The following is a 14,371-nucleotide window of genomic DNA, read 5'->3' as shown; positions in this document are numbered from 1 at the left end:
CCAGTCAATGCAGGGGAGCGGCTACATATCCAATCAGCGAGACAATGAATATGCCGTCGTTACGGCAGCAATGGACGTATCAATGCCGCCGCTGGTGATGTCACCTCAGAAACACCAGTGCTCAGATCATCACCACCGCCAATTCCTCTCCCACACTCGTCGCTCAATCCATCGGCGGTGGCGGTGGCTTCGCGCTACTAACTGGTAGCGGTACAGGCACAACACAACTCGGCAGCAGAAACAACTCAGGCACCTCCACTGCCGGCAACGTTGATCTCACCGTTAACTCTCTTCTCCAAACTCAGGGCGATTTCTCCACTGCTCTCACCGCTCAATCCATCGGTGGTGGTGGTGGTTACACCGGCAGTGCCTTTGGTGATGCCGTCTTTGGCGCACTCCAAGTCAGCGGCAACCTCAACGCAGGAAACGTCAAGGCCTCTCTCACCGGCAACGTCACCACAACCGGCAACAACTCATCCGCTCTGGTCATTCAATCCATCGCTGGTGGTGGTGGCTTTGGTGCTCAAGTCATCGGCAACGCCACTCTCGGCATGACCAGCTCGGCATCGGGCACCGCCAATGCAGGCTCCATCAACTTCAGAGGCTTCGGTGATCAGGTCGTCACCACCGGCAATGACGCCCCTGCAATCCTTCTCCAATCTGTCGGTGGTGGTGGCGGCTGGATTGGTGATGTCGGCGGCAATGCCAACCTCGGCGCTACACAAATTGGCTCCACCAACGCTGGCTCCATTGATGCTGCGATCAACTACACAGCCATCCAAACCACTGGCATCAATTCCACTGGCATCCTTACCCAGGCCATCGCCGGTGGTGGTGGCTTCACAGGACGCACAACCGGCAATGTCCTCACCCTTGGCTCCACCATTGCTGCCAACAGCACAAGCAATGCCGGTGACGTCAACCTCACCAACAACGCCACGATCAATACCTTCGGCCTCAGCACCGCTGCGCTCGTTGCTCAATCCATCGGTGGTGGTGGTGGTGCATCAGCCACCAGTGATGGAGACACCATCCGCTTGGGTGCCATCTCAACAGCAGCTGCCAACAGCAGCCTGCCCATCATTCAATCCGGCAATGTCTCTGTCACCAATACGCAAAACCTGAGCACAAACGCTCTCGGTTCTGTTGGTCTCCTCGCCCAATCCATCGCAGGTGGTGGTGGTTATGTCGCCCAATCAGGCAACAACAATGAATATGCCGTCGTTTACGGCAGCAATGGACGTATCAATGCCGCCGCTGGTGATGTCACCCTCAGAAACACCAGTGCTCAGATCATCACCACCGCCAATTCCTCTCCCACACTCGTCGCTCAATCCATCGGCGGTGGCGGTGGCTTCGCGCTACTAACTGGTAGCGGTACAGGCACAACACAACTCGGCAGCAGAAACAACTCAGGCACCTCCACTGCCGGCAACGTTGATCTCACCGTTAACTCTCTTCTCCAAACTCAGGGCGATTTCTCCACTGCTCTCACCGCTCAATCCATCGGTGGTGGTGGTGGTTACACCGGCAGTGCCTTTGGTGATGCCGTCTTTGGCGCACTCCAAGTCAGCGGCAACCTCAACGCAGGAAACGTCAAGGCCTCTCTCACCGGCAACGTCACCACAACCGGCAACAACTCATCCGCTCTGGTCATTCAATCCATCGCAGGTGGTGGTGGCTTTGGCGCTCAAGTCATTGGCAACGCCACTCTCGGCATGACCAGCTCGGCATCGGGCACCGCCAATGCAGGCTCCATCAACTTCAGAGGCTTCGGTGATCAGGTCGTCACCACCGGCAATGACGCCCCTGCAATCCTTCTCCAATCTGTCGGTGGTGGTGGCGGCTGGATTGGTGATGTCGGCGGCAATGCCAACCTCGGCGCTACACAAATTGGCTCCACCAACGCTGGCTCCATTGATGCTGCGATCAACTACACAGCCATCCAAACCACTGGCATCAATTCCACTGGCATCCTTACCCAGGCCATCGCCGGTGGTGGTGGCTTCACAGGACGCACAACCGGCAATGTCCTCACCCTTGGCTCCACCATTGCTGCCAACAGCACAAGCAATGCCGGTGACGTCAACCTCACCAACAACGCCACGATCAATACCTTCGGCCTCAACTCGGCTGCGCTCGTTGCTCAATCCATCGGTGGTGGTGGTGGTGCATCAGCCACCAGTGATGGAGACACCATCCGCTTGGGTGCCATCTCAACAGCAGCTGCCAACAGCAGCCTGCCCATCATTCAATCCGGCAATGTCTCCGTCAACAACACGCAGACCATCGCGACCAATGCAAGTGGCTCTGCAGGCATGGTTGTGCAATCCATCGCCGGCGGGGGTGGCTACATCTCAGAAACGGAAGGCGACGGTCAGTACGAAGTTGTCTTCGGTGCCGATGGAGAATTTATTGCCTCAGCAGGGTCAGTCGACGTAACCAACAACGGCGAAAGCCTCTCAACACAGGGTGAGAATTCTCCAGCAATGATTGTCCAATCCATTGGTGGAGGTGGCGGATTTGCGCTACTTAACGCATCGAGTGATGGAACAACAAGAATTGGTGACCGGAACAACAACTCAGGAAGTTCTAATTCTGGAAACGTCACTGTCAACAACAACTCTATTTTATTCACGAAAGGAAATAACTCAACTGCCCTAACCGTGCAAACCATCGGCGGTGGTGGTGGCGTCATTGCTTCTGCCGCCAGCAGCCTTGCGCTAGGAACGGGAAATCACAAAGGGGCAGCCTACGCAGGAGCAGTCGATGTCGTTAATACTGCTGCGGTCGCAACTGAGGGAGACTATTCCAACGCGATTCTGATCCAAAACATTGGTGCTGGCGGGGGTTTTGTCGCCGGAAGTGGTGGTGGCGCCACAAAATTAGGAGCAATCAATGGAATCAGCGAAACAGAAGGATCATCCGGTGACGTTTCTCTGATTTCCCGCGGCTCGAGCGTCTCAACGCAAGGAGAAGCGTCGAACGCAATCCTTGTGCAATCTGTCGGTGGCGGTGGTGGATTTGTCGGATCCTCCAAGGGTGGTGTAACCCTTGGTGGAACGTCACTGAAAAACATCAGCGCCGGAAATGTCACTGTTCGGAACTCAAGCACAATCAGCACATCAGGCAACGCTGCCGCTGGCCTCATTGCCCAATCCATCGGTGGTGGCGGTGGCATCGTCAGCACCACCAGCGATGAAAAGATCAACCTTGGTGGCAAAGAACTCATCAACGCAGTGTCAGGTGATATTTCACTGACCAACACAGGTGACATTGCAACGACTGGTATCACTTCTCCAGTCCTTATGATTCAGTCCATCGGCGGTGGAGGTGGATTCACCACCCTCGATGAAAGCGCTGTAGGCACAGGTGGGGAGAACACAATCAGACTAGGAGACAAAAATTCCATATCGTCCAAAGGTGGAAATATTACTGTCATCAACCGTGGAGATCTTGCATCGCTAGGACGCTCATCGAGCGCACTTGTCGTGCAATCCATTGGCGGAGGCGGAGGCAATATTCGCAGAATCAATATCAGTGATATTGACAGCAATATGATGCTTGGCTCAACAGACAACCAAAACGGCGCAAGCGGTGACATTGATATAGAAAGTATCGGTTCAACAATTGAGACAGCAGGCGATTACGCTCGCCCAATCTTGATTCAGAGCATTGGCGCAGGTGGCGGCTGGCTAGCCGGTAGCACGACAGCCAATGTGAGCACAACTTTGGGCGCGATTAATCCATCTGGGAAAGGAGACTCTGGAAACATCACTCTCAGAAACACAGCAGATATCACCAGTGAAGGACTCAGCGCAGGTGGCATCTTCGTTCAAACCATCGGCGGAGGTGGTGGTCTCATTGGCATGAAAACAGGCCAAATTCAAATGGGATTACGCGATGGCGTGGGGAGCGCAAATTCTGGTGAAGTGGATGTGATAAATACTGGAGACATTATTGCCAAAGGCAATGACTCGCCCGCACTGCTCCTTCAAAGCATTGCCGGGGGAGGAGGGCGAGCCGATCAATATTATGGAAATGTACACCTTGGCCTGTCTGGCAATACCGGAGTATTGACTGCACAGAGTGGAAATATCAGCCTAAGCAACACATCGGAAACTATTTCCACACAAGGGAATAGCTCTCCAGGCATTACCGTGCAAACCATTGCTGGTGGTGGTGGATTCCTTGGAGAGCAGCTCACACTCCCTGACACAAACAATGCTGATCTAGTTGGCAACCTTGGCGCTGGAGATTACAGCAAAGACGAGAGCGAAAGAATCCAAGAGGACGTTAAAGACGATTTTCTCAATAGCGGAAACATCAATATTTTAAATCGGGCAACGATCAGCACGCAGGGAAATATCTCACCTGGTCTTCTGGCTCAATCCGTTGGGGGCGGTGGCGGCTATGCAGGCGGCATGAACACGCCTGTTCTCAACATCGGCACAACAGGTGCAGTCTCCGCAAATTCTGGAAATGTGAATGTAGAAAATTTTGCCAACATTACCACTCGTGGCTATGGATCTGGAGCACTTCTTGTTCAGTCCATTGCTGGAGGAGGAGGGATTGTCAGCTCCGAATTCATTGAAGAAATGCAAATGGGGGCTGCCTATGTTGATAGCGCGACGAGCGGAAATGTTTCACTAACTAACACTGGGGACCTAGCAACGCAAGGCAAAGGCTCCATCGCAATCCTTGCTCAATCCATCGGCGGTGGCGGTGGCATCAACGCCTTCTCTAAAGTGGATACAGCGGTTAACGACGACAACGTTACTGGCTCATATCAACTTTACTTGTCTGGTTACAACGCTAAAAACTCTGGCGCGGGCAACATCACTGTCAAAAATACAGGTGATCGCGTTTCAACTGTCGGCGACGGTGCTCCTGCCATGCTCGCTCAGAGCGTCGGAGGTGGTGGAGGATGGGCCGCGCTTGAAAGTGCTTTCAATAGCGATTTGAGACTTGGAAGCGAAGGAGGCTCCGAAGGCTCGGGTGGAGATATAACGTTCACGAATACAGCTGATGTCGCAACCGAAGGAATCTATTCACAAGCTATTCGCGTCCAAAGCGTTGGTGGTGGTGGCGGTGCAGTGTCAGCCAGGGCCAATGAAGTTCGCATGGGCTCGCTCTCGATGAGTGGCGATAGCAGTGGAGGAGATATTGAATTTAAAAATAGTGGCAGTATTTATACGAAACGTGATGGTTCAACTGGCATCAGCATCATGAGCCAAGGAGGTGGTGGTGGAACGATCTTCGGCGTCTCCACTGCAATTGCAAGGTTTGGCACATTAGCCAGGAATTTGAGCATCAATGCCAAAGGCGGTAATATCAATGCTGAAAATACGGGTGAGTTTATTACCACCGAGGGAGAAGCAGCTAGCGCGTTAACCGCCGTCAGTGGTGGTGGTGGTGGTGGCTTCATTGCAGGAATTGGTGGAGATCTACTCAGTGGTTCCAATACCAATGGAGACACTTCGGCTGGAAACGTCACCCTGACCAACACAGCCAATCTGACCACAAAAGGAGACGGCTCAATCGGCCTGAATGCAGCAAGTCATGGTGGTGGTCAAGCAGTGACCGGACCAATCAGTTCAGGCGATCAACTGATCTCAATTGGAAATATTGGTGGGTCTGATGGCTCTGGTGGTGATGTGGTTGTCACCAACTCAGGCGTTATCCAAACGGAAGGTGCGGCTGCTCCTGCAATGCTTGTGCAATCCATTGGAGGTGGTGGAATTTATGCGCCTGTCGCATCAGACCCAGATTTCTTCTGGCTTGGCAACGCCAGCACCAATACCGACGGCAACAACTCCGGAAGCGTCACAATCACCACATCGGGCAACATTCTGACTCAAGGAATTGGTTCTCAGGCACTGATCGCCCAATCGATCGGTGGTGGCGGTGGCTTCCTGGGCGACGTTGCACCCAACCTCTCCGGAAACAGCGCAGCACTGCTTGGCAGTCAAGGGCCACAAGGCTTCAACAAAGCAATTACTGCTGCTGATTGGAACAAAGAATGGCGAGAAATTGTCAATAAAAATGAACAGACTAATGACGCTGATTATTTCCGCTACCTCGACAATCTTGATGATGTGGATGACCTCATCATTAAGAACAAGAACTTTGGAATCGGAGGGGGCGGCAATGGCGGCTCAATTGACCTGACGATCAACGCTGAGACCTATGCCACAACGAACAACAACGCCTCGGTTGTTCTCGCACAAAGCATTGGCGATGGCGGTGGTTGGCTGCTCCTTGATCAGGGCAACAACTATTCCTTCCTTGGCAGCATCCAATCCAATGGTGGCCGTGGTGGTGCCATCACCATCAACAGCGCAGCTGACCTCACCAGTCTTGGCATCAACTCACCAGCCCTTGTCGCACAGTCCATCGGTGGTGGTGGTGGTGCCACAGGCAACTCACGCAAATTCGCCCGCGTTGGCACCGTTAAAGGACGTGGTGACACCAGTGCTGCTGATGTCACCGTCAACCAGACGGGCGATATCACCACAACCGGGATTTATTCCAGCGGTCTGATCGCTCAGTCCATTGGTGGTGGTGGCGGCCTGGTTGGCATCGTCTCCGGTGCCGTGAGCATGGGCTCTGTGCAATCCGTGGCAACCCAGACTTCAACTGCCGGGAATGTGGCCGTCAACATGAGCGGCACGATCACAACCAGCGGCAACAACTCACCCGCTCTGGTTGCCCAATCCATTGGTGGTGGTGGTGGCTGGGTAGGCCAAGCCGATGGAGAAGTCGACATGGGCACCTACAGAACAGGTGCAAGCAACAACCAGGCCGGCAGCGTCAATGTCACCACCAATGGAGACATCGGCACAACAGGGCTTAACAGCACAGGTCTTCTTGCTCAATCCATCGGTGGTGGTGGTGGTTTTATTGGCATCAACACAGCTGACAACTACCGCTCAGTCCTTGGATCGACATTCTCATCCGGACTCGGTAATGCCTCGGATATAGATCTCGACGTCAATGGAGATATCCAGACCACTGGCAACAATTCAGCAGCACTGATCGCCCAATCCATTGCTGGTGGCGGCGGCTCTGGTGCTGTTGACTGGAGTGAAGCTAATGACATTGATGGAGAACCCGAAAATGCCATCATCCTTCTCGGAAGCGTGGATGGTGTTACTACTAATTCAGGCAACGTCAGCGTTAATAATCAATCCAACCTGACAACAACAGGACTCGCCTCCCCCGCTTTACTCATCCAAAGCATTGCCGGTGGTGGTGGTGCTCTCCAATCTCTGAATGATTCCTCCGCCGGACTTATTTACTTCGGTGGTGAATACACAGCATCCAACAACAACGCATCGGCATCGGCAGGATTCATCAACTTCACGTCTACTGGCGGTAGCACGATTGCGACGTCCGGTGAACGATCAGCCGCTGCAATCCTGCAATCACTTGGTGGCGGTGGTGGCTGGACCCTGGTTAACTCCAAATCCGATACACGACTCGGAATCGAGAGCAGCACAATCAATAGAACGAGCGAAGCCTCGACCTTTAATGCCACTGGTGGAGCGATTACCGCCAACGTCAACGGCACCCTCCAAACCACCGGCAACACCTCCCCTGGCTTTGTTGTCCAAACCATCGGTGGTGGTGGTGGTTTTGCCGGCAATGTCTCCGGCAACGCCACCCTCGGCGGCCGCAACCTCTCCGGAGCCAACGGCATCGCTGGCTCCAGCGATGCACTCATGCCCATCGCCTGTCGCTTTGGATCCTGTGAGGTCCAAACCGTCGATCAGGCCGTCCTCGTCGACATCCAAGGCGATCTCACCACCACCGGTTCCACCTCCCCGGTCATGCTCGTTCAAGCCATCGGTGGTGGTGGCGGACGCCTCGGCACCGTCACCGGGAACGCCACCCTCGGCATGTCCCTCAGCTCCGGTGACAACGACGGCGGTGCCATCCGCGTCGTCAGCAACGCCGGCGCGTCTCTCTCCTCCATCGGCAACGATTCCGCTGCTCTTGTCATCCAGTCCATTGGTGGTGGCGGCGGCACCGTCAACTCCATCGGCGGTAACGCCACCCTCGGCGGCACCGGCACTGGCACCCTCCGCGCCGGCGCCATCACCCTCAACGGGCCCTTTGCCGCTGCAACCCAAGGCATCAACTCCCCCGGTGTCGTCCTCCAGTCCATCGGTGGTGGTGGCGGCCTCGCCGCTGATGTCGATGGCGACCTCATCTCCTTTGGCACCTCCAGCACCGCTGACACCTCCGCCAGCGATGTCACCGCCATCAGCGCCAACTGGCAGATCAGTACCCAAGGTCTCAACTCCCCTGGCCTCATCCTTCAATCCATCGGTGGTGGTGGTGGTGTCGCTTACACCTCCTCCGCTTCCGTCAACCTCGGTGGTGCGGTCATCGGCAACACCAGCTCCGGTGACCTCAGCCTCACCTCCAAGTTCAACTCCCGCATCCAGACCACCGGCGTCTCCTCGCCCGCACTCATCGCCCAGACCATCGGTGGTGGTGGTGGCTACGTCGGTGGTGACGGCACCGGCATTGGTGAAACCGTCACCCTCGGCGGCACCGGTCAGCAGATCGGCAGCAGCGGCTCCATTGACCTCTTCTTCAGTGGCGGCAGCACCCTCATCACCACAGGCCTCCAGTCCCAGGGCGTCATCGCCCAATCCATCGCTGGTGGTGGTGGCTTCACGTCACAAAACGGCAAGACCATGCGCCTCGGCGTCAGCGGCGGCACGGGCAATGCCGGCAGCGTGCTCATCACCCACCAGGGCACCATCTCCACCTCTGGCAATTACTCCGAGGGCCTCATCGCCCAATCCATCAGCGGTGGCGGCGGCAACGCCGGCTCCAGCACCCTCGCCCTCGCCATGGGCGGCATCAATGCCTTTGGCGATGCCAGCGATGTCACCGTCGACAACACCGGCGGCACCATCGCCACCGCCGGTGACTACAGCGCCGGTGTTGTGGCCCAATCCGTCGGCGCAGGCGGTGGTCGCATCGGCAGCGCCAGCGGGCTGATCACCCTTGGTGGCGACAACGCCTCCGGTGATGCCGGCAACGTCACCATCAACAACACCGCTGGCACCATCGCCACAGCCGGTGACTACTCGCCTTCCTACCTCATGCAATCCGTCGGCGGCGGCGGCGGCATGGTCGGCCTCGGTGACTCCACCGCAAGCGGCACCGTCATCCTCGGCGGCGGCACCAATGGCACCGCCGGTTCCGGCGGCACTCTCACCCTCGTCGAAGGCGGCGGCATCCTCCAGGCCACAGGCCTCTTCTCTCCTGGCGTCATCCACCAGTCCATCGGTGGTGGTGGTGGTTGGATCGGCAGCGTCCCCGCTGGCACCGTTCAACTCGGCGGCCTCACCACTGGCAAATCCACGGGTGCTGATCTTGAGCTCACCCTTCCCTTTGCAGTCGCCACCTTCGGGGCCAACAGCCCAGGTGCGATCCTCCAGTCCATCGGCGGCGGCGGCGGCATCGTCGCTGATGTCGGCGGCGACGTCGTCATCGGCGGCACCCAACAGCTCGGCGTCAATGCCTCCGCTGGCGACCTCAACTACACCCAGCTCTCGCGCACCATCTCCACCGCCGGCAACGACAGCCCAGGCGTCGTCCTCCAGTCCATCGGTGGTGGTGGTGGCCTCCTCGGCGCTGTGGATGGCAGCGTCACCACCGGCAGCACCTCCGCAGAAGGCAGCGATGTCCGCGGCGGTGCCATCACCGCCACCAGCGCTGCTCCCATCTCCACCTCCGGCATCAGCTCCCCTGGTTTCACCATCCAATCCATCGGTGGCAGCGGCGCACTCATCGGCAGTGCTCCCACCTCCGTCACCGCAGGGGGCTCCGGCTTTGGGGACAGCCGCTCGGGGTCCATCAACTTCACCAACTCCGGTGCCATCTCCACCGCCGGCATCAACTCCTCCGGTGTGATCCTCCAGTCCATCGCCGGCGGCGGCCTCTACACCACCGCCGCTGGTGGCAACGCCATCCGCCTCGGTGGCTCGGTCATCGGCACCAATGACAGTGCCGCCATCTCCTTCTCCACCACTGCACCCATCGCCACCGCCAGCAGCAATTCCGCTGCCGTCGTCGCCCAGTCCATCGCCGGTGGTGGTGGTGCCGTCTTTGGCCTCGCGGATGCCTCCGCCACCACCCTCACCCTCGGCGGCAATGGCGCCACCGACAACCAGGCCAGCACCATCGATCTCGCCATCACAGGGGACCTCTCCACCTTTGGTGACTTCTCACCAGCGCTGATCGCCCAGTCCATCGGCGGCGGCGGTGGTTATGCGCCACTGCCCTCCAGCTCCGCCACCCTCGGCTCGACCTCCAGCCTCAACCTCGACGCCGGTGCCATCACCGTTGACCTCAACGCTGATATCACCACCACCGGCTTTGGCAGCGACGGTCTCCTCCTCCAGTCCATCGGCGCTGGCGGTGGTGTGGCTGGAGCCACCACCACCGCCCTCACCATGGGCGCGTCGGCTCTTGCCAATGGCGATGCCGCAGACATCACCATCAACACCACCGGCACCATCACCACCACCGGTGATCAATCCATCGGCATCTCCGCCCAATCCATCGGCGCCGGTGGTGGTCGCGCTGGCAGCGCAGCCGGATCGGTCACCCTCGGCGGCAATGGCGCCACCGGTAACGCCGGCAACGTCACCCTCAACCTTGCCGCCAATGGCGGCAACGGCTCCATCCTCACCAGCGGAACCCAATCTCCCGCCTTTGTCCTCCAATCCGTCGGCGGCGGCGGTGGTCTGGTCTTCCCCAGCACCGACACCAGCAGCGGTGATCTCCTCCTCGGTGGCGGGGACCTCGGCACCTCCGGCAGCGGCGGCACCGTCGCCTTCACCGCCGGCGGCAGCAGCTCCATCCTCACCACAGGCGCTGGCTCCAGCGGCCTCACCTATCAATCCATCGGTGGTGGTGGTGGCTACACCGGCAGCACCACCGCCAATGCCCAGCTCGGCGGTCTCTACCGCGCCACCTCCACAGGCGCTGCGCTCACCCTCGCCAGCCAAATTGATTCGGCCACCAACGGCATCGATGCCTCCGCTCTGCTGATCCAATCCATCGGCGGCGGCGGCGGTCGCGCCGGCGATATCGGTGGCACGGCCGTCCTCGGCGGCACCTCCACCAATGCCCTCCTCACTGCACCCGAGGCTCAGGCCGGCGCCCTCTCCATCACCCTCAACTCCAACCTCAGCAGCGCCGGTGATCGCAGTGCTGCGGCCATGCTCCAAACCATCGGTGGTGGTGGCGGCACCGCAGGTGCCATCGGCGGCGATGCCACCCTCGGCGGCCTCGGCAGCGGCAACCGCTCCGCTGGAAACCTCACCATCACCGCCGACAACCGCATCAGCTCCGCTGGCAGCTTCTCCCCCGCACTCCTCGCCCAGACCATCGGCGGCGGCGGCGGCAGCGTTGACACCGTCGGCGGCAACCTCACCCTTGGCCGCACAACGGCCCTCACCGAGCCCAACACCGGCAACACCTCCGCAGGTGCCCTCAGCCTCACCGTCAACTCCGCAGCCCAGATCCTCTCCACCGGTGACACCAGCCCAGCACTGATCGCCCAGACCATCGGCGGTGGTGGCGGCTACGCCGCATCCACCACTGGCACTGTTCAGCTCGGTGCTGGCGGCGCTGGCACCACCGCGGCCAATGCCGCTGCTGGCGCCATCTCCTGGAGCAACGCCGCTGGCGGCAGCACAGACACCGAAGTCGCAGAAGTCGGCATCGTCTCCACACCCACCGCCGGCATCGCCACATCAGGCAACCTCTCACCCGCTGTCGTCCTCCAGTCCATCGGTGGCGGTGGTGGCTACACCACCGGCGGCACCAGCGTCAGCTTCTCCTCCCCTGGCCACGCAGGCACCTCCACCAGCTCCGGTGACATTGAGGCCACCAACACAGGCATCATCTCCACCACCGGTGACAACAGCTTTGGTGTGCTCCTCCAAACCATCGGTGGCGGCGGCGGTGTTGCTGGCTCCTCCACAGGCGCCGTTTCCCTGAGCAACACCAACGCCAACTCCAGCTCCGGCAACATCACCTTCACCAACTCAGGCACCATCGCCACATCCGGCACCGGCTCCCACGCCGTGGTCGCCCAAACCATTGCCGGCAGTGGTGGTTTCGTCTTTGGCGGCGCCAGAAAGGAAAACGCCATCTCCTTGCTCGGCAACCCCACAGGCAGCTCCGGTGACATCACCGTCAACAACTCCGGCACCATCAGCGCCTCCGGTGACGGTGCAACAGCGCTCCTCTTCCAGAACGCAGCAGGCGGCGCCTACCTCTACCAAAACGCAGGCGGCTTTGTCTCCAACATCACCCAAGGCGCCACCGATGGCTTAGCTCCAGCCGGTGAAGTCGTCGTCAACAATACCGGCACCATCGTTGCCACAGGCCAAGGCGGCGTCGGCATCACCAAGAGCACCAGTGACCTCAGCGGCAACCTCCGCATTGAGAATGCAGAAGGTGCCGTCATTCAAGGCGGCGATGGTGGCTCCGCCATCAACCTCCCCACCGATGATGTCGAGCGCATCAACAACTACGGCACCATCATTGGCGGCACCGATGGCAGCAGTGATGCCATCACCGGCCCGGGCGGCCCTGATGAGATCCGCAACTACGGCACGATCTCCGGCGACATCATCATTCCAGGGATCACCAACAACATCTACAACGCGCCCGATGCACGCATGGAGTCCTACCTCGTGCATGCCAACGGCAACGTCACTGTCACCCAGCGCGGCATCGTCAACCCAGGCGGTGAATACCGCATCGGCAACATGAAGGTCATTGCCAACTACATCACCACAGACACCTCCCTCTATGAGGCTGATCTCGTCCTCCGCTCCGGCGAGACCGACAACCTCACCACCCACTACGAGGCCAACCTCGATGGCACCGTTGAGCTCCTCGCCAACCAGGTCGGTCAGGCCATGCCTGGCACCTTCATCTCAGACGGCATCATCAATGCCCAAGAAGGCATCACCATCGGTGATCTCAAGCTCATCGCTCCCAAATCAGCCGTTGCCTCCTTTGGCTTTGATCTGATCGAGAACCGCACCGATCTCGCCTTCAAGTACACCGTTGACTACGCCCCCAAGGGCCTTGATCCCAACTCCACCGCCGTCGGCAAGGCCGTCAACACCATCCAAGCTGCGGGCAGCACCTCGGACTTCAATTCCACGGCTGCGCTGATCTTTGCCCAGGAGACCACCAAAGAGCTCAACGCCCTCTACCGCCAGCTCTCTGGCGCCACCTCCGCCGCCTTCCCCCAAGTCGCCCTCGCCACCGGTCAGGCCTTCCAAGCTGAGGTCCAAGACACCCTCGATTCCGCCGTCCTCTCCCAGCTCCAGCGCTGCATCCTCAACGTCCAATCCCTCAAGCCCGGCGACACTTACACCGGTGATCCCGCTGATTGCGGCAAGTGGCGCACCTGGGTCAATGCCGGTGGCTCTGATGCCACCACACCGGGCAGCGGAACCTCAGACCAATCCGGTTACAGCACCAATGCCTTCAACACCTCCGTTGGCGCTGACACCCTCGTCGGTGACAACACCCTCATCGGTATCGCCGGCCGCTTTGACAACCTCTGGACCACCACCACAGAGCCCACCACATTCGGCAAAACCGAGGGCTGGAGCGGCATGCTCTATGCCAAGCAGCGCCTCACCCCAGCCACCTGGCTCTCAGGTTCCTTCTCCGCCGGTGGCTTCTCCACCGACATCACCCGTCAGGTCAACATCCCCGGTTACCCCTCCACCGAACAAGGCTCATCCAGCAGCACCGCCATCGGCGGCAGCCTCCGCCTCAGCCACCTCATCGCCACCGGCAACCAGGGCAGCCTCACACCCTCCCTTGGCCTCAGCTGGCTCCAGCTCAACCAAGCCCAATACTCCGAAACCACCACCTCCAACAACACCGCCTACATTCAGCCCGGCAACCCGCTGATCAAGACCCCCAACCCCGGCAAAGCCAGCTACGCCCTCACCTACGACGCCGCTACCTACAACTCCATCCCCCTCGAGATCGGTCTCTCCTACAAGCAACCCTTTAAGAGCAACGGTGACCTCACCCTCATCCCCCGCATCTCCCTCGGGTATGCCTGGGATCTCGGTGACACCAACCGCTCGCTCACCGCGCGCTTTAACTCCGCTCCCAAAGGGTCCTTCACGGTCGACGGCACACCAGCGCCGTCCTCCTGGTTCAACCTCGGTCTCGGCCTTGATGTTGCTTTCAATGATCGCTTCTCCGTCTACATCAACGGTCTCGGTCAGCTCTCACCTTCCAGCACCCAATCCATCAACTACGGCGGCGGCTTTAGGTGGTCGTTCTGATCCACTAA

General features: G+C 59.0%; 2 protein-coding genes. One reads left to right on the top strand and one right to left on the bottom strand.

From position 1 onward, the window contains the following. Positions 1–245 precede the first annotated feature (245 nt). Positions 246–401, bottom strand: a complete 156-nt coding sequence (locus RS9916_RS14280; protein ID WP_007097594.1) for a hypothetical protein — start codon at positions 399–401, stop codon at positions 246–248. A 150-nt stretch (positions 402–551) separates the two neighbouring features. On the opposite strand from RS9916_RS14280, the gene RS9916_RS02355 reads away from it, so the two are divergent. Next, positions 552–14,363, top strand: coding sequence for an autotransporter outer membrane beta-barrel domain-containing protein (locus RS9916_RS02355; RefSeq protein WP_007097593.1), 13,812 nt, complete (start codon positions 552–554; stop codon positions 14,361–14,363). Positions 14,364–14,371 lie beyond the last annotated feature (8 nt).

Origin of the sequence: Synechococcus sp. RS9916, from assembly GCF_000153825.1 — a bacterium.
Lineage (GTDB): Bacteria > Cyanobacteriota > Cyanobacteriia > PCC-6307 > Cyanobiaceae > Synechococcus_C.
Note: the sequence above shows the minus strand (reverse complement) of the source record. Positions and strands in the feature narration are given on the sequence as shown.